17 protein-coding genes and 1 pseudogene are annotated in these 20,359 nt (G+C 55.9%); 8 read left to right on the forward strand and 10 right to left on the reverse strand.

Annotated elements, in window-relative coordinates:
- Positions 1–109 precede the first annotated feature (109 nt).
- The 6 genes from C1896_22015 to C1896_22040 all read right to left on the reverse strand — a co-directional run bounded on the left by C1896_22015 (position 110) and on the right by C1896_22040 (position 9,256).
- Complete coding sequence (locus C1896_22015; protein AZZ47378.1) at positions 110–466, reverse strand: hypothetical protein; 357 nt, start codon at positions 464–466, stop codon at positions 110–112.
- Positions 463–3,627, reverse strand: coding sequence for a CusA/CzcA family heavy metal efflux RND transporter (locus C1896_22020; GenBank protein ID AZZ47379.1), 3,165 nt, complete (start codon positions 3,625–3,627; stop codon positions 463–465). The genes C1896_22015 and C1896_22020 overlap by 4 nt, the downstream gene beginning before the upstream one ends.
- Positions 3,624–5,075, reverse strand: a complete 1,452-nt coding sequence (locus tag C1896_22025; protein ID AZZ47380.1) for an efflux RND transporter periplasmic adaptor subunit — start codon at positions 5,073–5,075, stop codon at positions 3,624–3,626. Before C1896_22025 ends, C1896_22020 begins: the two co-directional genes overlap by 4 nt.
- The gene (locus C1896_22030; protein AZZ47381.1) at positions 5,072–6,325 is read right to left on the reverse strand and encodes a TolC family protein; all 1,254 of its coding nucleotides are present in this window, start codon (positions 6,323–6,325) and stop codon (positions 5,072–5,074) included. The genes C1896_22025 and C1896_22030 overlap by 4 nt, the downstream gene beginning before the upstream one ends.
- Positions 6,326–6,417: 92 nt before the next feature.
- Entirely contained in the window at positions 6,418–6,795 is a 378-nt protein-coding gene (locus C1896_22035; protein AZZ47382.1) for a hypothetical protein, read from the reverse strand.
- Positions 6,796–6,892: 97 nt separating this feature from the next.
- The gene (locus C1896_22040) at positions 6,893–9,256 is read right to left on the reverse strand and encodes a copper-translocating P-type ATPase (GenBank protein ID AZZ47383.1); all 2,364 of its coding nucleotides are present in this window, start codon (positions 9,254–9,256) and stop codon (positions 6,893–6,895) included.
- 300 nt (positions 9,257–9,556) lie between these two features.
- On the opposite strand from C1896_22040, the gene C1896_22045 reads away from it, so the two are divergent.
- The 3 genes and pseudogenes from C1896_22045 to C1896_22055 all read left to right on the forward strand — a co-directional run bounded on the left by C1896_22045 (position 9,557) and on the right by C1896_22055 (position 10,737).
- On the forward strand, positions 9,557–9,805 hold the full coding sequence (locus C1896_22045) for a hypothetical protein (protein ID AZZ47384.1): 249 nt from the start codon (positions 9,557–9,559) through the stop codon (positions 9,803–9,805).
- A pseudogene (locus tag C1896_22050) lies at positions 9,798–10,214 on the forward strand (chromate transporter). Before C1896_22045 ends, C1896_22050 begins: the two are co-directional and overlap by 8 nt.
- Positions 10,215–10,263: 49 nt before the next feature.
- On the forward strand, positions 10,264–10,737 hold the full coding sequence (locus C1896_22055) for a hypothetical protein (protein AZZ47385.1): 474 nt from the start codon (positions 10,264–10,266) through the stop codon (positions 10,735–10,737).
- 349 nt (positions 10,738–11,086) lie between these two features.
- Here C1896_22055 and C1896_22060 read toward each other — a convergent pair whose 3' ends face one another.
- Complete coding sequence (locus tag C1896_22060) at positions 11,087–11,335, reverse strand: hypothetical protein (protein AZZ47386.1); 249 nt, start codon at positions 11,333–11,335, stop codon at positions 11,087–11,089.
- A 236-nt stretch (positions 11,336–11,571) separates the two neighbouring features.
- On the opposite strand from C1896_22060, the gene C1896_22065 reads away from it, so the two are divergent.
- Positions 11,572–11,934 (forward strand): transposase, encoded by a 363-nt coding sequence (locus tag C1896_22065; protein ID AZZ47387.1) that lies wholly within the window; start codon positions 11,572–11,574, stop codon positions 11,932–11,934.
- Between the two features lie 25 nt (positions 11,935–11,959).
- On the opposite strand, the gene C1896_22070 is transcribed toward C1896_22065, so the two are convergent.
- On the reverse strand, positions 11,960–12,919 hold the full coding sequence (locus tag C1896_22070) for an arsenic resistance protein (protein ID AZZ47388.1): 960 nt from the start codon (positions 12,917–12,919) through the stop codon (positions 11,960–11,962).
- A 230-nt stretch (positions 12,920–13,149) separates the two neighbouring features.
- Here C1896_22070 and C1896_22075 point away from each other — a divergent pair, with 230 nt between their 5' ends.
- From C1896_22075 to C1896_22085, 3 genes are read left to right on the forward strand one after another with little or no spacing between them, the layout of a single operon-like run.
- Positions 13,150–13,563: a disulfide bond formation protein B gene (locus C1896_22075; protein ID AZZ47389.1), complete on the forward strand. Its 414-nt coding sequence runs from the start codon at positions 13,150–13,152 to the stop codon at positions 13,561–13,563.
- A complete protein-coding gene (locus tag C1896_22080) occupies positions 13,560–14,240 on the forward strand; it encodes a disulfide bond formation protein DsbA (protein ID AZZ47390.1) in 681 nt (226 codons plus the stop codon). Before C1896_22075 ends, C1896_22080 begins: the two co-directional genes overlap by 4 nt.
- Positions 14,241–14,244: 4 nt before the next feature.
- Positions 14,245–14,706 carry an isoprenylcysteine carboxylmethyltransferase family protein gene (locus C1896_22085; GenBank protein AZZ47391.1) on the forward strand — a complete coding sequence of 154 codons (462 nt, stop codon included), beginning with the start codon at positions 14,245–14,247 and terminating at the stop codon, positions 14,704–14,706.
- A 214-nt stretch (positions 14,707–14,920) separates the two neighbouring features.
- On the opposite strand, the gene C1896_22090 is transcribed toward C1896_22085, so the two are convergent.
- Entirely contained in the window at positions 14,921–15,841 is a 921-nt protein-coding gene (locus C1896_22090; protein AZZ47392.1) for a cation transporter, read from the reverse strand.
- Positions 15,842–16,218: 377 nt separating this feature from the next.
- Here C1896_22090 and C1896_22095 point away from each other — a divergent pair, with 377 nt between their 5' ends.
- Positions 16,219–16,548 carry a hypothetical protein gene (locus C1896_22095; GenBank protein AZZ47393.1) on the forward strand — a complete coding sequence of 110 codons (330 nt, stop codon included), beginning with the start codon at positions 16,219–16,221 and terminating at the stop codon, positions 16,546–16,548.
- 638 nt (positions 16,549–17,186) lie between these two features.
- Here the strand turns inward: C1896_22095 and C1896_22100 are convergent.
- On the reverse strand, positions 17,187–20,357 hold the full coding sequence (locus C1896_22100) for a CusA/CzcA family heavy metal efflux RND transporter (protein AZZ47394.1): 3,171 nt from the start codon (positions 20,355–20,357) through the stop codon (positions 17,187–17,189).
- Between the last annotated feature and the right edge of the window lie 2 nt (positions 20,358–20,359).

A 20,359-nucleotide genomic window follows, 5' to 3' on the forward strand; every position in this document is an offset into this window, starting at 1 on the left:
AGATTAAAGGCTTGCTACTTACAAGAAGCTGTTGCCAAGGTTACAAAGCTGTAATCCCTCATTTTCGTGTTGGTACGACCGCCGCGCCTGCGGCAGTCGTTTTCAACTTCTACTGCTTTTCGATGCGGGTAATGGTGGAATCCATGCCCTTCGAGGAGAACTCGAATTCGACCTGGTCCCCTTCTTTCAACTTTTGGAGCTGATCAGGCTTCGCTTTGAAGCCCATCGTCATAGAAGGCCAACCCAGCGCTTCGACCGGGCCGTGTGCAATGGTCACGGTGCCGCTCTCGGTGTTTACTTTCTTGACTGTGCCGATGGCTGTAGCGGTCTGTCCCGCCGACTTCTGGTCCATTGGCATGTTCATGCCTTTGTGATCCATCGGCATGCCGTCCATTGGCTCCTTGTCGGCGGCATAGGCGACTGGCACCAGGAAGAGTGAGGCAAGGGTGATGTGCTTAATGTTCATGGATGTTCTCCAGTGGGGTTGGTTGCTTGCTGGGTGGTAACTCGCAATTGCCGGCGGCGCATCAGCAGGTAAGCTGCCGGCAGAACGAACAGGGAGAGCAAAGGGGCGGTGATCATCCCGCCCACCATGGGCGCGGCGATGCGGCTCATGATTTCGCTGCCGGTTCCGCTACCCCAGAGGATGGGCAGCAGACCGGCGATAATCACTGCTACGGTCATGGCCTTGGGGCGCACCCGCTGCACAGCGCCTTCGCGGATTGCGTCGAGCAGTACGCCTTCGCCATGGGCTCCAGCGTTAACCCGATCTGTCCATGCGTTCTTCAAATACAGCAGCATAATGACGCCGAACTCAGCAGAAACGCCTGCCAGTGCGATGAAACCGATTCCTGTCGCTACGGATAGGTTGTACCCGAGCAAATAGAGGAACCAGACGCCACCGGTTAGGGCGAATGGCAGCGTGGCCATGATCAGCAACGCCTCCCCAAAGCGCCCAAACGTGAGGTAGAGCAAGACAAAAATGATGAGCAAGGTAGCCGGCACGACGAGCTTCAGCTTCGCGTTAGCTCGCTCCATGAATTCGAATTGGCCGGAATAGCTGATGCTCATGCCGGATTCGAGCTGGACCCCTTTGCTGATCTTTTCCCTCAGATCGCCCACCACAGCCGCCATGTCGCGGCCACGAACATCGACGTAAACCCAGCCCGACAGCCTTGCGTTTTCGCTTTTAAGCATTGGCGGCCCGTCGGTCACCTGTACTTTGGCCACGGTCCCCAACGTGATCTGGCTGCCTTGCGGCGTGTAGATCGGTAGGTTGCGCAGATCGGATATCGAGTCGCGCCACTCGCGGCCATAGCGGAGGTTGATCGGATACCTGGCGAGCCCTTCCACGGTTTCACCAATGGTTTGACCACCGATGGCACCGGCCACGATCGATTGCACGTCCGCGATATTCAGGCCGTAGCGTGCGGCGGCGACACGATCGATATCCACATCGATATACCTGCCGCCGGTCAGTCTCTCAGCAAGCGCCGAACTGACCCCAGGCACCGTTTTGGCGATTTTTTCCACTGCCTGGGTGGCTTTGTCGATCTGTGCCAAGTCAGTGCCATACACTTTCACCCCGATCGGGCTCTTGATACCCGTCGCCAGCATATCGATACGGTTTCGAATCGGCGGGATCCACAGATTGGCTAATCCAGGTACCTGTACGGTGCGATCCAACTCCTCAACCAGCTTGTCAGGCGTCATCCCAGGGCGCCATTGATCCTTCGGCTTGAACTGAATGGTCGTCTCGAACATTTCCAGCGGGGCGGGATCTGTAGCGGTGTCGGCTCGACCAGCCTTACCGAACACGTGTGCAACTTCTGGAACCGTTTTTATGAGCCGGTCCGTCTGCTGCAGTAGCTCAGAAGCCTTCTGAGCGGAGAGGCCTGGAAGCGCAGTGGGCATATAAAGGAGGTCACCTTCATCCAGCGGGGGCAAGAACTCCCCACCAAGGCGAGAGGCCGGCCACAAGCCTGTCAGGAAGACCAGAACAGCCACCAGCAGAGTCATCTTGGGCCAGCGCAGTACCGCGTCCAGGGCCGGCTTGTAGATCCAGATGAGGCCACGGTTGAGTGGATTACGGTGTTCGTCAGGGATTTTGCCCCTGATCCAATACCCCATGAGCACCGGAACCAGCGTGACAGACAGGCCCGCGGCGGCTGCCATTGCATAGGTTTTGGTGAACGCCAGTGGACCGAACAGCCGGCCTTCCTGCGCCTCCAGGGTGAACACTGGAATGAACGACAGCGTGATGATCAGCAGGCTGAAGAACAATGCCGGCCCCACTTCAACAGCCGCGTCAGTAATGACCTTCCAGTGCTCCTGGCCCTTCAAGGTGGAGTCAGGATGCCGCTTGTGCCAGGCCTCAATGTGCTTGTGGGCGTTTTCGATCATGACGATTGCTGCATCGACCATCGCTCCGATGGCGATCGCGATGCCACCCAACGACATGATGTTGGCGTTGATGCCTTGCCGCTGCATGATCACAAAAGCAATCAGGATGCCGATCGGCAACGACACGATGGCGACCAACGACGAGCGCAGATGCCACAGAAAAATCGCGCAAACCAACGCAACGACAATGAACTCCTCGATGAGCTTGTGCGTGAGGTTTTCAACGGCACTGTCGATCAGCTTGCTACGGTCGTACGTCGTGACGATTTCGACGCCTTGGGGCAGGCTCGCTTTCAGCTCATCCAGTTTGGTCTGAACGGCAGCGATGGTTTCCCGAGCGTTCTTGCCGCTCCGCAGGATCACCACGCCGCCGACTACCTCACCTTCACCGTCAAGCTCGCTGATGCCCCGGCGCATTTCCGGGCCGAGTTGGATATGCGCAACGTCCCCTAGCGTCACTGGCACGCCGCCGTCGAGACGCAAAGGAATGGCTCGAAAGTCTTTGAGTGTCTTGAGATACCCGGTCGCACGGACCATGAACTCGGTTTCTGCGAGTTCCAGAACACTCCCGCCGGTTTCACGGTTGGCTTCATCGATCGCCTTTGCAATCTGCTGCTGCGTCACGCCCCTGCTTGCCATGCGCACGGGATCCAGTACGACCTGATACTGCTTGACCATCCCGCCTATGGGCGCGACTTCCGCCACGTTGGGCAGTGTCTTGAGCTCATAGCGCAGGAACCAATCTTGCAAAGAGCGCAGCTGCGAGAGGTCATGTTTGCCCGTTCGGTCTACCAAAGCATATTGGTAGATCCAGCCGACACCTGTGGCGTCAGGGCCCAAAGCGGGTTTGGCGGCGGCGGGAAGCCGACTCTGCACCTGACTCAGGTACTCCAGCACCCGAGAACGGGCCCAATAGAGGTCGGTGCCGTCCTCAAACAGGACGTACACGTAGCTATCCCCGAAGAAGGAGTAGCCGCGGACCGTCTTTGCGCCGGGGACAGACAGCATGGTCGTCGTCAGTGGGTAGGTGACCTGATTCTCAACGATCTGGGGCGCCTGCCCGGGGTATGGCGTGCGGATGATGACCTGAACGTCGGAAAGGTCTGGCAATGCATCAACAGCGGTGTTTTTGACCGACCAGACACCCCAAGCCACCGCGAACACAGTAGCCAGCAGGATCAGAAAGCGGTTGGCCACTGACCAGCGAATTATGGCTGCGATCATGGCTGGCCCCCCAGCTTCTCGATGTGCTCAATGACCAGGCCCTCTTCGCTTTCACGCGCGCCGACACGGACGTGATCGCCGGTCTGCAACTTTGTTAGGAGCGATTGATCTGCAACCGGAAAGGACATTGTCATCCCAGGCATGTTCAGCGTCTTGAACGGCCCATGCGACAGGCCAACCATGCCATCTTCCAGGCTGACGATCGTACCTTCAGCCTCGTGCAGCGCAGGTTCTGTAGAAGTTGCAGGCTCCTCCAAACCCTGAGCGGTCAGCCCGCGTAGGCTCGCCTCTGAATCCAGGAGAAACTGACCGGACGCCACGACCTTCTGACCGGCTTCCAGCCCTTCAAGCACCTCTGTCTGGTCATCGAATTCCCGGCCTGTGCGAACCTCAATCGGGCGGTAACGGCCTTGATCCTCGGCCAGCATCACCAATGCGCGCCGACCGGTGCGAATGACCGCCTCGGACGGGATGACCAAGACATCTTCGACGTTGCGACTCAACGTCACCTCGGCCGTCATGCCGGGACGAAGCCGTTGTTGCGGGTTAGGTAGCTCGACCCGGACACGCACAGTGCGGCTATCCAGGTTGGCCTGCGATAGTACCGTCTGGATCGTTCCTTCCAGCGTTTCACCCGCAAAAGCGGGCAGGCGCGTTGTTACTGATTGCCCTGGCGCTAAATTTGCGATCCGCGCCTCTGGTACTGCAACTTCTAGCCAAACCGTGTCCAGCCCGTTGACGCGCGCAAGAGTAGCGCCGGCGGGTACGGTCATGCCCTCGCGAACGTCGAGGCTGTTCAGCACGCCGCCTATTGGACTCGTCACTGTCCAAACGGGGCGCGCTTTACCAGTTCGTTCTAGCTGCACTATGACTTCTGGCGGCATGCCAGCAAGGCGCAACCGCTGGCGAGCCGCTGCGAGCAGCTGGGGTTGGCCGACCCCTTTGAGCGCCAGGTACTCTTCCTGTGCGGCAGCCCATTCGGGAACCAAAAGATCGGCTAACGGCGCGCCTTTTTCGATGACATCCTCCGGTGCTCGGTCGTAAACGCGCTCGACAAAGCCACCGGCACGCGCCTGCACAACCGCCACGTCTCGCTCGTCAAACATCAACGCGCCTGTCGCTTCGAGCGACTGGCTGATCGATTCACGCGTTACGGTTGCCAAGCGCACGCCGAGATTCTGCGTCACGCTCGGGTCGATACTGATCGATGCCCCGTCGCTTCCCTCATCTGCATAGCGTGGAATCAATTCCATATCCATGAATGGCGACTTGCCCGGCTTATCGAACTTTTGCTGGGGTACCATAGGGTCATACCAATAGAGCACTTCCTTGTCTTCTTCTGCAGGCGATTGTCCGAAGGCTGCGGTAGGCAGACCGATTAGCGCTGCAGCGCTAATCATCAGAGGCAGACTGAAGGCGAGTACCAGCCGCTTGTGTTGGAATGTCATGGTCGGGTATCTCCAAAGGCGAAATGCAGGCGGGCATTGCTCAACGATCGATCGCGGGCGACGTCAATACGCCGTAGCCGGGTCTCCACAAGCTGTCGTCGCGCTTCGATCACAGCGGTCAGCTCACCGCTTCCGGAGCGGTAATCGGCCATGGCAAGGCGGACCTTCTCTTCAGCGAGGGGTAGTAAGGTTTTGTCGAGGCGGATGAGTGCGCGGTCCAGACGCTGATACTCAGCGAGGTCAGTACTCAGCTCTTGGTTGTACAGGCGCAAGGTCGCTTGGCGCTGAGCCTCGATCTGGGCAAGGCGAGCTCGTTCGGCCGCGATCTTCGGATCCTGCCGAGAGCTGGTAAACAGCGGCAGGTCGAAGCTGACGCTGAGGTTCACCATGTCGCCGTACTCACGGCCACGTCGCAGGTAGTCGACCCCCCAACTCCAATCCGGTGTTTTCTCTGCGATGGCCTGGTGAACCTTTGCCTCCGCTTCACGAGTCATCGGGTCGAAGGCGAGTAACGCCGGGTGCCGGTTCAGGTTGTGCTGATAGTTATCAACGGCGGCAAGCCATTGCGGCCAGTCACCTGTAAGCGGCTGGCCTGCTAGCTCGCCTATCCAGCGCCGGAGGCCGGCCCGCGCAACAGCCTGGTTACGCAGCAGCTCATCCTCTTGTTCAGCCAGCAATGCTGCCTCTTGCCTCGGAAGTACGCTGTCTGCGGTTTGTCCGCTGCCGCCAGCAATGCGGGCCTGAACAGCCCGCGAAAGGAGCTGATTCTCGCTGTAAAGCTGCTTGAAAAGGCTTAGCTTCTGCTCGACCGCGAAGCTAGCGATCCATGCCTCGGCGGTTGCTTGGCGCACACCGAGACGTTCAACCGTTTGCTGGGCGTTTGCGAGCGCAACACTAGCCTGCGCGGCCTCGACACGAGCGCGCCTTTTCGCTCGGTTTGGCACATCTTGCATGACCCCAACCATTTGCATGGTCATGGCCTCTTGCTCCAACTGCCAGCGAGCGTCACCTTCGATGGGCACGCTTTGCAGTCCAAGCTTAAGTTTAGGGTCAGGAAGCTCGCCGGCAGGGATTGCAGCGCTGCGTGCGGCCACCAGGTTGGCGGCTTGCGCATGCAGCGAAGGCGCGTCTTGCTCGGCCACGCTCAGAGCTTGTTCTAAGGTCAAAGCGGACGCTAACCCTGGAAACGAGAGCGCGCCCATGATCAAGGCGGCCACGTACGGCGGCGCCCAATAAATACGGGGTTTCATTTGCGAAGGATTCCTGATCTTTCATGCGAGCCAAAGGCGCGCGGTAGCCGGCCCGAATGCTCACTCGGGCGGTTCCTATAATTTGATCGGAATTAGACGCGGGGTGGATGCCAGACGGCGTCTAAAAGGCTAGAGGGGATCAGGCCGTTATAGGGAGTGGTCACGGGTTTAGCAGCAGGCATCAGCTGGGCTTTTATTGAGACAAGCTGAAGGATACTTGCAGTTTTGCATTCTTGGCCCGTCTTGCAGACGGTCGCCGTTCCATGCTCATTCGCTTCACAGCACTCGGGCTCAGCGCCGCTGACGCCAGCCATCGACGCGTGGCTGGCTGCCATAGCCTCTATGCCTACCCTATCAGGCATTACGTGATGCGCTGACGACCCAACCGGCATGAGCAATTGCGCCATCCCGTTGATCGGAAGCGCGAGCACTAGCAGCAGGACAAGGAAGGAGCGCATGTAGGACTTCATATTTCCAGCTTACGGGGCAATTCATGAGCAATCAATGAGGCTTCGGTCGCTTCGCAACCGAAGCCTAAGCCTAAGCCTAAGCCTAAGCCGACAGGCTTCAAACTACACGCGTTTGACGGAGCCGGAGTGCGTTGAACACAACCGATGCTGAGCTGAGGCTCATGGCCAGGGCAGCAATCATCGGAGACAGCAACAGTCCGAAGAACGGATAGAGCAGACCTGCGGCAATCGGGATGCTCAACCCGTTGTACATAAAGGCAAACAGAAGGTTCTGACGCATATTGCGAACCGTCGCCACCGAAAGCGTGCGCGCGCGCAGTATCCCCATCAGGTCACCTTTAACGAGCGTAACTTGGGCGCTGTTCATGGCGACGTCAGTGCCCGTGCCCATCGCTATGCCGACATCAGCCCTGGCGAGCGCCGGCGCATCATTTATTCCGTCGCCTGCCATGGCGACTACTTTACCTAGGGCTTGTAGCTTAACCACCAGCGCCTCCTTGTCCTGCGGCTTCACTTCGCCATGCACCTCATCGATCGATAGCTCACGAGCCACCGCGCGGGCAGTGGTAAGCCCGTCGCCGGTGGCCATGATGACTTGCACGCCCTCCGCTTGGAGCCGCGCTACAGCTTCCTTGGAAGTCGGTTTGATTGGGTCCGATACGGCCAGCAAGCCGGCAAGTGCCCCATCAACAGCCAGGTACACAATGCTGGTACCGCTCTCGCGCATTTTTTCTGCCTGATCTCTCAACGGCTCGACGCTCACACCCGCATCTTCCATAAGCGCGGTGTTGCCTAGTTGTAGCTGCTTGCCTTCCACCAGACCACGGACTCCGATACCTGACCCTGACTCGAAGGTCTCTGGCTTCGCCAGCTGGATACCTTCGCTTCTGGCATGGTCTACGATCGCGTGGGCTAGGGGATGCTCACTACCTTGATCCAAGCTGGCAGACAAACGGATGACTTCCTGCGAGTCAAACGGCGTGACGCCTATGGCCCGATCGAAGACAGGTCGGCCCTCGGTCAAGGTTCCTGTTTTATCGACAATCAGCGTGTCTACCTTACGGACGTTCTCGATGGCGCCTGCGTCTCTGAAAAGCACTCCGCTTCCAGCCGCTTTGCCTGTGGCAACCATGATCGACATAGGCGTTGCAAGGCCAAGTGCGCAAGGGCAAGCAATGATCAGAACCGCAACTGCATTGATCAGGCCGAATACCCAGCCCTGCTCGGGTCCAAACAGGCCCCATGCAAAGAATGTCAGCAAGGCGATACCAATGACCGTCAGCACGAAATAACCCGCAACCGTGTCCGCCATTCGCTGCATGGGTGCTTTGGAGCGTTGCGCATTCGCAACCATCTGGACGATTTGTGAAAGCATAGTCCCGGAGCCAACCCTGGTGGCTCGCATGACAAGCGAGCCGCTCGTGTTCATCGTCGCGCCGATGAGCGCATCGCCTGCTCGCTTCGTCACTGGGACGGGCTCGCCCGTAAGCATGGACTCGTCGACGGCGCTCTCGCCCTCTAATACCTCTCCATCAACGGGTACCTTTTCACCAGGACGAACGCGCAGATGGTCGCCCTCGTGAACATGTGTGAGCGGGATGTCCTCCTCGGAACCATCCTTGGCGATACGGCGAGCTGTTTTGGGTGATAAGCCAAGCAGGGACTTGATTGCGGAAGATGTCTGAGAGCGGGCCTTCAGTTCGAGCAGCTGACCTAAAAGCGTCAGTGAAATGATGACCGCTGCGGCTTCGTAGTAAACGCCTATCCGGCCGCCCACAGTGAATGACTCTGGAAATATGCTCGGTAAGACGGTTGCTACGATGCTGTAAATATACGCAGCCCCTGTGCCAAGCCCGATCAACGTCCACATGTTTGGGCTGCGATGCTTAACTGATGCGAAACCGCGCACGAAAAATGGCCAACCTGCCCACAAGACAACCGGGGTCGTAAGGGCTAGTTCAACCCAGTTCTGGCTAGCGCCGTGAAACAGCGGTATCGCATGTCCCGCCATTGCCAACAGGGTTACTGCTACGGTCAGGGGCAGAGACCACCAGAATCGCTTCGAGAAGTCCTTGAGTTCGGGATTCTCCTCCTCGTCGAGTTCAGGGATCAGAGGTTCCAATGACATCCCGCAGATAGGGCAATCACCTGGACCCATTTGGCGGATCTCAGGGTGCATCGGGCAGGTGTACTCGGTCGTTGCATCACCGGCGGATGCCTTCTGTGCGGGCGGCGTGGATGCCTGAGGCGATGACCCATGAGCCTGCTGTGCAGCAAGATATCTAGCAGGGTCAGAACGGAACTTGGTCCGGCACCCCTGGCTGCAGAAGCGGTAAGTGGTTCCTTGGTAATCCTGCTCATGCTCGCTGTTCTCTTTCACCTTCATCCCGCAGACCGGGTCTGTGAGCGGTGCTGATCCTTTCGTTTGGTCAGGCTGATGGTGGCAATGCGAGGAGGACATGCGAGCTCCTTGGATGAGTTAGTTAGCAGCGAACGTGGCAAGTACACCGACGGTTACGGAGTATTCTTCCAGTCTTGCTGAGTCTGACAGCCACCATATGAAAAGCGTCCTGACCTAAAGCTGATGCGCTGATTACATTTTTGTAAGCTTGCCGGGCACTTAAGGGCGACTTGCTGTTAGGAAGGCGGCATTTCCGCGTATGCGTTATAAGGCAGTGCGTCGACATGGATTCGCATAAAGGGACTGGATTGATCAGCTACGCCTCGTAGCGCTGATTGTGATGCTTCTCATGTTGCGGAGATGGAGGAACAAAGCCGCGAAAAAGCAGCCTCCGTTCACTTCCTAGATGGCATTAACGCCCGCGTCGCGGCCTTGGTGCATTACCTGGATGTTGGTGGTGTTCAACCCTCCGAGGCTGCCAGCATCGAACGTGTACTGGCCGGGCGGCGCGAAACCATCCTTAACGATGACCGCCTGCTAACGGCCGCATGCGGTATCTTCGATGGGTTGCTGGCGGCATTTGTAAAAGACGAGACCGCTGATGAATGAGACCACACTGTCGCCTGCAGAGCAGGATCTGCCGCGTGCTGAACCTGTCAGCCTGCTCCAGGCTTTTCTGTTCTGGCTAAAACTTGGCTTTATCAGCTTCGGCGGCCCGGCTGGGCAGATCTCGATCATGCACCAGGAGCTGGTGGAGCGTCGGCGCTGGATCTCTGAGCGGCGTTTTCTGCATGCACTGAACTACTGCATGTTGCTGCCGGGGCCGGAAGCCCAGCAGTTGGCCACCTATATCGGCTGGCTGATGCACCGTACCTGGGGCGGCGTGATTGCTGGGGTACTGTTTGTACTGCCCTCGCTGTTTATCCTGATCGCTCTGTCATGGGTCTACATCGCTTTTGGGGATGTGCCGGTGGTGGCCGGACTGTTCTACGGGATCAAACCCGCCGTGACCGCCATGCGCAAGGCTTCATTGATCAGAACATGACGCTAGTGATGGATTCGATCTTATGTCTAGCATTGTTATCCCTCAAACCACGCGGAACAGGTATCTCAGTGGGATTGCCGCTCTAAACCTTCCGTCTGCCGCAGGAACTGGGGACTGGCACTTCCTACAAACTTTCTTTGTACAGAGGTCTAGACGTTCAACTGGCTTCATATGTGGCTTGGGTTGCGAAATAGATACGACAGCCTTTCTAGGTGATGTCGGTGTGTTCGAATGCTCTAAGCTGTTAAAGAGCTTGGATATAGAATTCGTAGGCGATGCGGCATACTCTGCAAACCACACACGAGCTGTAGCGGACCTAGTTATCGCTGCAATCCGCATTGGGCGTAATGTGGATCATCTATGCATTGATGATTGGCTACCCAAAATGTCTGATAAAGAAAGACTAATAGCTATGCTGCAGCAGGCATACTCAAATATGAATGAAGAACTGCGGCAAGCTCTCAACGTCTGGGTTCTGAGTAATTTACCTAAATAAATTTGCGAAATTTGCTTAGGGCGGTACGAGGCCGCACTAAGCGATCACTACGCACCTCGGGTGGTGAGGTAAAGGAATAAATACTTCGCAAGCTGACCTTCCGCGCGGTGGAAGGCAGATCGTAGATCTGCTGCCTGCACCGGCTATCTTTACCATGCGTTTCATCTCGAAAGGGTTCAGAACCTACGCTGATGTAACAGACCGAGCTAGACGTCTGACCGGCTGCAACCGGCCAAAAGCTGCCTGTCGTTGAGTGCAATTTTTGACTCATGGCTGCCAGCAACGGCAGCAGTTAAAATGCTCAGAGACGATCACTCAACGAGCAATAGACCTAGTTTGTTCGACCGAGCTAGATTAGTAAAAGCTCTTTCACTTTTTGCTTGATTTCAGCAGGGCTTTCTTCAAATCCGTATTTACCGGCATTATCTTTAGAAGAGTTATATCCCAAGAAATAACCATTGTATTGAAAGTAGTTAGTGTCAATTTTTCGCCTGCTTGGCTTGCCTTTTTCCAGCATATCCAGAAGCGTTTTTAAGTGTGAGCGTGTTAGCCAGAATTTTAGAAGTAATCCGCTCCCTAGCACTTCAGTGCCGATCATTGGAGCTGCTTGAAAGCCCAAGGCCTAGCTCAGGGCTAGTCGTCTACACCAGTTCCGCTATGTATGCTGAAGGGGGCCCAACCACTCTACCTGACCAGCAACCTCAAGCGCTTCGGCGAATTCAACCTCAAGCTAAACCGGCCACCGGAGCCCTGGATCAAGGACTCGGTGTTCCAACAAGCTGCCGGCTCGCTGCGGGTGATCAGACCTAGCCAGCTAGATACCGAGAAAACGCCATGATCAACATTCCTCCCGCATCCTTCCGCCTTACACCGTACGGCGAAGTGGACGCCGTGGCGTTGGAAAACCTGCGCGACAGCTTCGACACCTCTCAACTGCTCCGGCTGGTTGATCGCTTGGACGTCTGCTTGGTGGAACTGGGTGGAATCACCTCCATTCGCGACGAGCTACTGAGATTGCATGCGATGGCTCTGACGATAGTTGAGGGCATCGCTCTTACGGTGCCTGCCGAGAGTGCTTGTATCTGGACAGAAGCCCAATCTCTACAGATGGATCTTGAGGCACTGGTTTCTTGGGCGCGCTCCGCTCAGCTCATCATTGCGCCGCTGATCAATCTTGCTCCACAGCACGAGGCATGAGCGCTCTCGCCGATTTCGACGAGGCTCAACTGTTTCTGACCATGGCTGGAATCGCCCGTAAGTAGATCAATTCACCAATCAGTTCTACGAGTGTCTGAGTAATCACAGCCGCCGCGGCCAGCGCGCGAATGGACTCCGGGAGCGCTAGGGCCAGGGGAAGCACTACAAGCGAGTTGCGAGTGCCTGAGCTAAAGGCCACTGCCCGTGCGGCAGAAGCCTCCAAGCCAAATAGCCGGGAGCTGAGTACGCCGAGGGCCGGAGCGAGTAGTAGAAACGCTCCGTATACCGGAAGCAACGGCGCCAGGATGTCGAGTTGGTACACGACAGCCGCGATCTGCGAACCCACCACCACGATTAGAACCAGGGCCATTGCAGGCACTGGCAGCCAGGCCCAACCTGCGCTCCATGCGCGAAGCAGCAGAGATCGGCGTCCGCCAAATTCGGTGAGCACAGCCGCTACCAAGGGTAGGACGATCAGTAACAGGAAGGCTTCTGCGAAGGGCCACAGCTCGATCACTGTGCCGGCTTCGGGGCCAAGGATTAGCCGCAAGTAGAGGGGCAGCAGCAGAAGCTGGAGCAACAGCAGCAATGGCGTCGCCGCGAGCACCAGACGAGAGTCCCCTTTGCCCAGGTGGGTGAAGACCACCACGTAATCGATACAAGGCGTCAGCAGGACAAGCAGCGCGCCGACCAACAAGGCCTTGTTCGATGAGAGCGGCCACGTCACCAGCCACACCATCAATGGCACCAATAGGAAGTTGGCCAGCAACAAGGCACCGACGAAGCGGCGGTTGGCAAAAGCTTCTCGCAGCTCCAAAAAAGGAATCTGCAGAAACATGGCATACATCAGCACGGCAATCGCCGGTGTGATGGCCATGGCCGTCAGTCCGGTGAATTGCGCAGAGCTCAGGCCTGCAATGGCAGCGGCCACCACCGCCGCGAAATAAAATGCTATCTGGTGTTCTTCCAGCCAGTCCCGCGACATCTGATATCTTCCCTTGTTGCGCAAGGGCGACATTCTCCCACTGGCATCGGATTTAACCCAGCGTTGAGGCTGGTTGCTTTTCGCTTTGCCGTTGGGCGAAGTCCGCAACGGTCCTAACAAGTCCTGCCGATAAGAGGATGCATGATGTTTCGAAATAACTGGATGGCGGGTCTGAGGCAAGTGCTCGCCATCGCCAGGAGTTAACCGCAATGAATCCTCAACCTTCAGGCATGCCCTGGAACCTGCTGCTGCTAACCTGGCTGGTCGCACTGGTATCGACCCTGTCCGCGCTGTTCATTGGTGAGGTGATGGGCCAGGCACCCTGCGTGTTGTGCTGGTTCCAGCGTGCCTTCATGTTTCCGCTGGCGGTGATCCTGGCCATCGCCTGCTACCGCTCGGATTTCACCGTCTGGCACTATGCCCTGCCGCTGACCGCTATCGGTGCGGCACTGGCATTTGTTCACACGCTGCTCTATGCAGGGCTGATTCCACAGCCGATCCAGCCCTGCACGGCCACTGGTCCATCCTGCTCAGGCGCCGGAATGACCCTCTTCGGCGTGGTGCCCCTGCCGGCACTCGCCTTGTTCGCTTTTATCCTTATCGCCATCCTGCTCATAATCATCCGTCGGAGAACCACCCCATGAATCGCCGTTCCGTGGTCCTGATCGTCAGTGTCGTGATCCTGGCCGTCTTTGCTGCCGCCGCATTCTTCTATTCCCCCTCGCAATCGCCTCAACAGGCCCAGGCTCCCGGTTCGACAGCCCAAGAGACCGCGACACAACCCAAACAGAACGGCGGCCAGTTGGTTCGCTTCCACTCTCCAGTGTTCGGCCCGGCGCAAGCGCCAGTGACCATCGTCGAATTCTTTGACCCCTCCTGCGAGGCATGCCGCGCCTTCCACCCCTATGTGAAGCAGATCCTCGCCGAGAACCCGGAAGACGTGCGTTTGGTGCTGCGCTATGTACTGTTCCATCAAGGCTCCGAAGAGGTGGCGCGAATGCTGGAGGCGGCGCGTAAGCAAAATCTCCATGAACAAGTGTTGGGGGCTGTGCTGGAAGCCCAACCCGGTTGGCACGACGACCCCAAGGTAACGCAGGCATGGGCTGCTGCAGAGCGCGTCGGTTTGAACTTGGAACAGGCCCGCCAGGACATGCATACGCCTGGCGTCAACGCCGTGCTGGAAACGGACATGCAGGACGTTAAAGCCGTTGGGGTTCGTGGCACGCCGACTTTTTTTGTCAATGGTCGTGCGCTCAGCGAGTTTGGCCCGGAGCCGCTGCGCCAGTTGGTGAACAGCGAAGTGGCCAAGGCACGAGAATGACACTATGAGCGCGCTGGAAAACCGCGTGCCACCGCTGCTCGTGGCCGGCCTGATCGCTGTGCTGATGGGTTTGTCGGGAACCAAATTGCCGGGTTTCGAACTGGCATGGACCGCGCGCCTGACCTTCGCTTTGCCAATACTGCTCCTGGGGCTCGGCGTGTGCCTCGCCGGCGTCCTGTCGTTTCGCCGCGCGCGTACTACGGTTAATCCATTGCAGCCGCAGCAGGCTTCTGCATTAGTGGAGGCTGGCATCTACCGGTACAGCCGCAACCCCATGTACTTAGGCTTTGCCATTATCCTGGCGGCTTGGGCGCTGGTCTTGGCCTCGCCTCTAACCCTGCTTGGCGTAGTTGCTTTCGTGCTGTACATGAACCGTTTCCAGATCCCAGCCGAAGAGTGGGCGCTGGAAACATTGTTCGGCGAATCATTTGCCCGCTACCGTGCACGAGTCCGCCGCTGGCTCTGAGCGTCCGCGGCGGTAGCGACTGGCGGGGCTTGCTCGTCGCGGCAGCCTGCCGAAGGTGCCACGACCTAGCCTGATCTCCTCGTGACGAGCTGCTTTGGCCACATGCCGCTAGCATGTCTCTGGTCGAAGACATAGCGCCAACGAGTGATGTCGCAAGTTCACTCCGTTGATATCGAGATAACTGTCTAGCAACAGCGGTGAGCGCAAAGCAGGCTTATGCTTCGCTGCGATGACTGTCGGCCTGCCTGGTGTCGATACAAACACTGCCGTCTAGCTCCATTTCAAGTGTCGAGTGGCTGACTTTGAATCGCTCATGAAGTACACGTTTTAAATCAGTCTTCACTCGTTCAATTTCGGGCAGGCTAGCCTTCTTGATGACAACGTGAGCTTCCAATGCAGTTGAATGTTCGGCAATTTCCCAGACATGTACGTGGTGAACACTCACAACGTCGTCCACTTGCTCCATGACATTGATTATATCAGTGATGGAAACTCCTTCTGGTGCGCCCTCCATTAACAAGTGAATGGTTTTAGGTAGCATGCTAAAGCCCTGCCATAGCACGTAACCAGCAATCATCAGCGTCAGTACAGTATCTGTCCAATACCAGTCATACAGAAGGATTAATGTTCCGGCAATAATAACACCGACGGAGGCCAGCGCATCCGACACATTGTGCAAGAATGCCGCCTTTATATTCATGCTATTCTTAGACATTGTGTAGGTGAGCAAGGCCGTGACGACATCTACAATCAAGGCTATTCCCGCCACCACGACCACTGTCCATCCTTCAATGGGCTGTGGGGCAAAAAACCGACCTATAGCTTCGTAGATGAGGTAGAGACCAACGATAATCAGCGTGACCAAGTTAATCAAAGCCGCTATGGTTTCACTGCGTCGGTAGCCGAAGGTTTTAAAAGCATCTGGCGGTTTGCGACCGATTTTACGTGCGATGAGCGCAATAACCAGTGATGCGGCATCGCTCAAGTTATGTAGCGCGTCAGCTATGAGCGATAAACTGCCAGAAAGTATTCCTCCAACAACTTGTGCCAGAGTTAGCACAGTATTAACGCCAATGGCAGCGATTAAACGCTTATCGCCTATGGCTTCGGTGTTATGGTTATGTTCGTGAGCCATTGGTTTTTAACCGTCCTTAAATAACATAAGACAAGGATAGGGAGCCCAAAAAAGTAATAGATAATACTAGCACCAATACCATCTGGCCTTCCAAACCACACTGACAGAAATGCGACCACTCTCAAGCGAGTTCGTGCATTATCGTCTGAAACTTGCCGATAACTGGCCGATCCCTCTCAAACGTTAAACGACGTTGCTCGCTAATGATAGATGATGCGGCGTCAATCCGAAGATGACAAAATTGTAATCTTCCAATCATTCTTTTCGTAGGATAGGCCCTTGCAGATTGGTGCGCCTCGGTGCTGACATGACGAAGCAAGGCGCTCATGTCACCGCGCAATGGAAGCATTACATTTCAATAATGTAATGCTTGGCTCATGCTGCTGTTAACTTCAATCACGCAAAATTCATTCGAACCTGCAGGGCTCAGCGAGAAAGCTCAGCAAGCCACCTTTGAATTTAGCGAGGACTGCCCTATGAATCTGTTGAAAGCTATTGTTGTTGGTTTGGTAATCTGCGGCTCCGCATTGTCTTATGCAGAAGATGGTTACGACCGCTCAATTAAATTTAATGAAAAATTCCGAGCAGATCAAAAACGAATTCACGGAACCGAATCCGCCAAACGAAAAATAGACGAATTACAGATTAAGGATACCCGCCAAGATCAGAACAATACGGAAAGCAAGAAAGAAACCAAAGCTGACTAACCGCTTCATATCTGAACGATATTCGCCTCCGGCAGCTTCCAATCTCCTTTGGAAGCAGTTGCACTCTAAGCGCCCTTCGGGGCGCTTTTTTGTTTCCATAACTTGCCCGCAACATCGCTACCAGCGAATCGCCCGGAATTTATATAAGCCGTTTCGTTTAAGTCAGGCCGCCATTGCCTGATCTGTTGTTATTAGCCTTCGCAAGGATCATGTCCGAGTGAGCTGAACAGACGCTGTGGCGTACAGCGCACCCATGTCTGGGTCGCTATCTCAAAGGCCTCACGGTTCGCCCATGATTGACGGTGTCAGCTCGGCCTTGCACAGCCCGCTGATCGTTCCAGCCAGGGCTTTGTCGTAGCTATCGCCCTTTGCTGCCGACCGGGGCAGGTCAGTCGCTGTTTGCATAATCCTTCGTCAGCTCACCGTGGGTGAAAGCCATCAGGTCAAGGACGCGTATGTAGCGAAAGTCATACGCACTAAGCGCTGAGCAATTTTTTATTTACCGCTTAGATGCATCAGACTGCGCCACAAAGGCTGTGCTGTCCGCTGCGCCGCTAATGAAACTGCGCTCCGATAATTAACGCGCCCCGTTCTCGCTAGCTAGCAAGAACGGGGCGTTGTGTGCCGCCATCCAATCTCTAGCTTGTTCTGTCAGCGGCCAACGCGATTTCTTGCTCCTCCAATTCGTCTTCGCGTCGATGAGCCATCTGGTAGAGCAACGGCAAAACTAATAGCGTTAGCACCGTTGAGGAGAGAATCCCCCCGATCACCACCGTCGCAAGGGGACGTTGTACCTCTGCACCGGTACCCACATTCAAGGCCATTGGAACGAACCCGAGTGAAGCCACTAAGGCTGTCATCAATACCGGTCGTAGCCGGGTAAGGGCACCTTCGCGGATCGCAGTGTCCAGAGGTAAACCTTGCTCCCGTAGGCTACGGATGAAGGAGATCATTACCAGGCCATTTAGAACGGCGACGCCTGACAGAGCAATAAAGCCAACACCTGCTGAAATGGACAATGGGATATCTCTGAGCCACAGCGCAACAATGCCTCCGGTGAGCGCAAATGGAATCCCTGTAAAGACCAACAAACCGTCTTTGACATTGTTGAACATCATGAAAAGCAGAATGAAGACCAGGAGCAGCGCCACGGGGACGACAATCTGCAGCCGCTTCGTTGCCGATTCAAGCTGCTCAAAGGTACCGCCCCAGTCGATCCAATAACCTGCCGGGATATCTACCTGGGCCTGGATTTTCTGTTCTGCCTCAGATACGAATGATCCAATGTCACGACCACGGACGTTTGCACTGACGACAATTCGCCGTTTCCCTTCTTCTCTACTGATCTGATTCGGACCGGGGGCCAAATCCAGGGTGGCCACCTCGCCGAGGGGGATATAACTTATGGTGCTGTTTAATTCCCTTGGAAGGGCAATTGGAAGCCGCTCAATTGCGGCGAGATCGCTGCGTATCTCGTCCGGTAAACGAACCACGATATCGAAACGCCGATCTCCTTGAAACAAGGTGCCTGCCTCTCGGCCACCGATAGCTACTGCAACCGCTTGCTGGACGGTATCTAGACTCAGGCCGTATCGTGCGATCTGATCGCGATCGATATCAATCGTGAGCATGGGAAGGCCAGTCGTCTGCTCGACCGTAACCTCTGAAGCGCCTGGTACTTGTCCTAGCACCTCGGATACTTCCGCCGCCGTGCTGTTAAGAACGTCCATGTCATCACCATAGATTTTCACGGCTACCGCGGCACGAACTCCGGAAATCAGCTCGTTGAAACGCAGCTGAATCGGCTGGGAAAACTCGTAGTTATTGCCCGGCAACTCAGCGGCGGATGCTTGCACCTCGCTTAAGAGCTGATTACGCGACTTGCCTGGATCCGGCCACTGTTCTTGTGGCTTCAGCATGACGTACCCGTCAGAGATATTTGGAGGCATAGCATCCGATGCCACTTCCGCAGTGCCAGTTCGCGCAAATATGCGTTCAATCTCCGGAAACTCATCCATAAGCTTTCGCTCCAGCTGCTGCTGCATCTCTACAGACTGACTAAGACTGGTAGCTGGTACACGAAGGGCTTGGATAGCGAAGTCTCCCTCGTTGAGGCTAGGCACGAATTCACTGCCCATACGTGACCCTACGAGGCCAGAAAGTATGACTACAACTACCGCAAAGGTGAGCACTGCTGGCTTGTTGGCCATTACCGCATCGAGCGCAGGTGCGTAGGCCCGTTTAGCATTGCGGATTAGAAAGTTTTCCTTTTCCGTAACCCGCTTACCGATAAAGAGCGCAACGGCCGCCGGGACGAACGTCACCGAAAGGATTATCGCCCCGAATAGCGCTGTCACTACGGTAAACGCCATGGGCGTGAACATCTTACCTTCTACCCCTGTAAGGGCGAATATCGGCAGATACACGATCATAATGATCAGCTGCCCATACAATAGAGGCCGACGCACTTCCTTTGCCGCAGCGAATACTTCATGAAGCCGTTCGGACAGTGTTAATGCCCGTCCGTGATGGGACTGAGCGTGTGCAAGTCGACGCACGCAGTTCTCAACAATCACCACGGCTCCATCGATAATGATGCCGAAATCCAATGCGCCTAGGCTCATCAGGTTGGCGCTGACCTGATTGGCTACCATGCCGGTGAACGTGAAGAGCATAGAAAGCGGTATCACAAGCGCGGTTAGGATCGCCGCCCGGATATTGCCTAAGAAGAGAAAAAGTATAACCACAACAAGAATGGCACCCTCAGTGAGGTTCTTCTTAACGGTGGATATAGCTTTGTCTACGAGTACAGTTCGATCGTAGACAGTAATTGCCTTTACGCCTTCCGGAAGCGAAAGGTTTATCTCTTTCATCTTGTCGTCGACAGCCCTTGAAACTACTCGGCTATTTTCACCGATAAGCATGAAGGCCGTACCTAGTACCACTTCGCGGCCATTCTCGGTGGCTGCGCCAGTGCGGAGCTCCTTTCCAACCTCGACCGTCGCAACGTCGCGGATACGCACTGGGGTACCGTCAACGTTGCTAATAAGGGTATCGCGGATGTCCTCCACAGACTGCATTTGTCCTGGAGCGCGAACAAGATACTGCTCGCCGCGCTTTTCAATATATCCGGCACCTAGATTGTTATTGTTTTGCTCAACCGCCTCGATCAAATCTTGTAGTGTTAGTCCAAACGACCGCAAAGTGTCTGGGTTGGGGGCGATCTGATATTCCTTTGCATATCCTCCGATCGTATTGATCTCAGTAACACCAGGTACATTTCGGACTTGCGGTTTGATGATCCAATCTTGAATCTCACGCAAGTCAGCAGGGGTATACGGCGTACCGTCCGATTTGGTGGCACCTTCCTCAGCTTCAACCGTCCAAAAATAGATTTCGCCAAGCCCAGTGGAAATAGGGCCAAGTGTTGGAGTGACGCCATCTGGGAGCTGATCTTTGGCCCCTCCCAGGCGCTCGTTCACAAGTTGGCGGGCAAAATAGATGTCAGTGCCTTCCTCAAAAATAACTGTGATCTGAGAAAGTCCATATCGAGACAAGGATCGTGTCTGCTCGAGCTTGGGCAGCCCAGCCATTACCGTCTCGAGCGGGTAGGTAATACGCTGCTCCACTTCCAGCGGGGAATAACCTGGCGCCGCAGTGTTGATTTGCACCTGTACGTTGGTGATATCCGGGACAGCATCGATAGGCAGCTTTTGGTAGCTGTAAGCTCCTAACGCTGCCATGCCAAGCACGGCTAGCATAACCAACCAGCGATGCTCGATAGAAAAACGAATGATACGTTCGAACACGA

The organism is Pseudomonadaceae bacterium SI-3 (genome assembly GCA_004010935.1).
Lineage (GTDB): Bacteria > Pseudomonadota > Gammaproteobacteria > Pseudomonadales > Pseudomonadaceae > Stutzerimonas.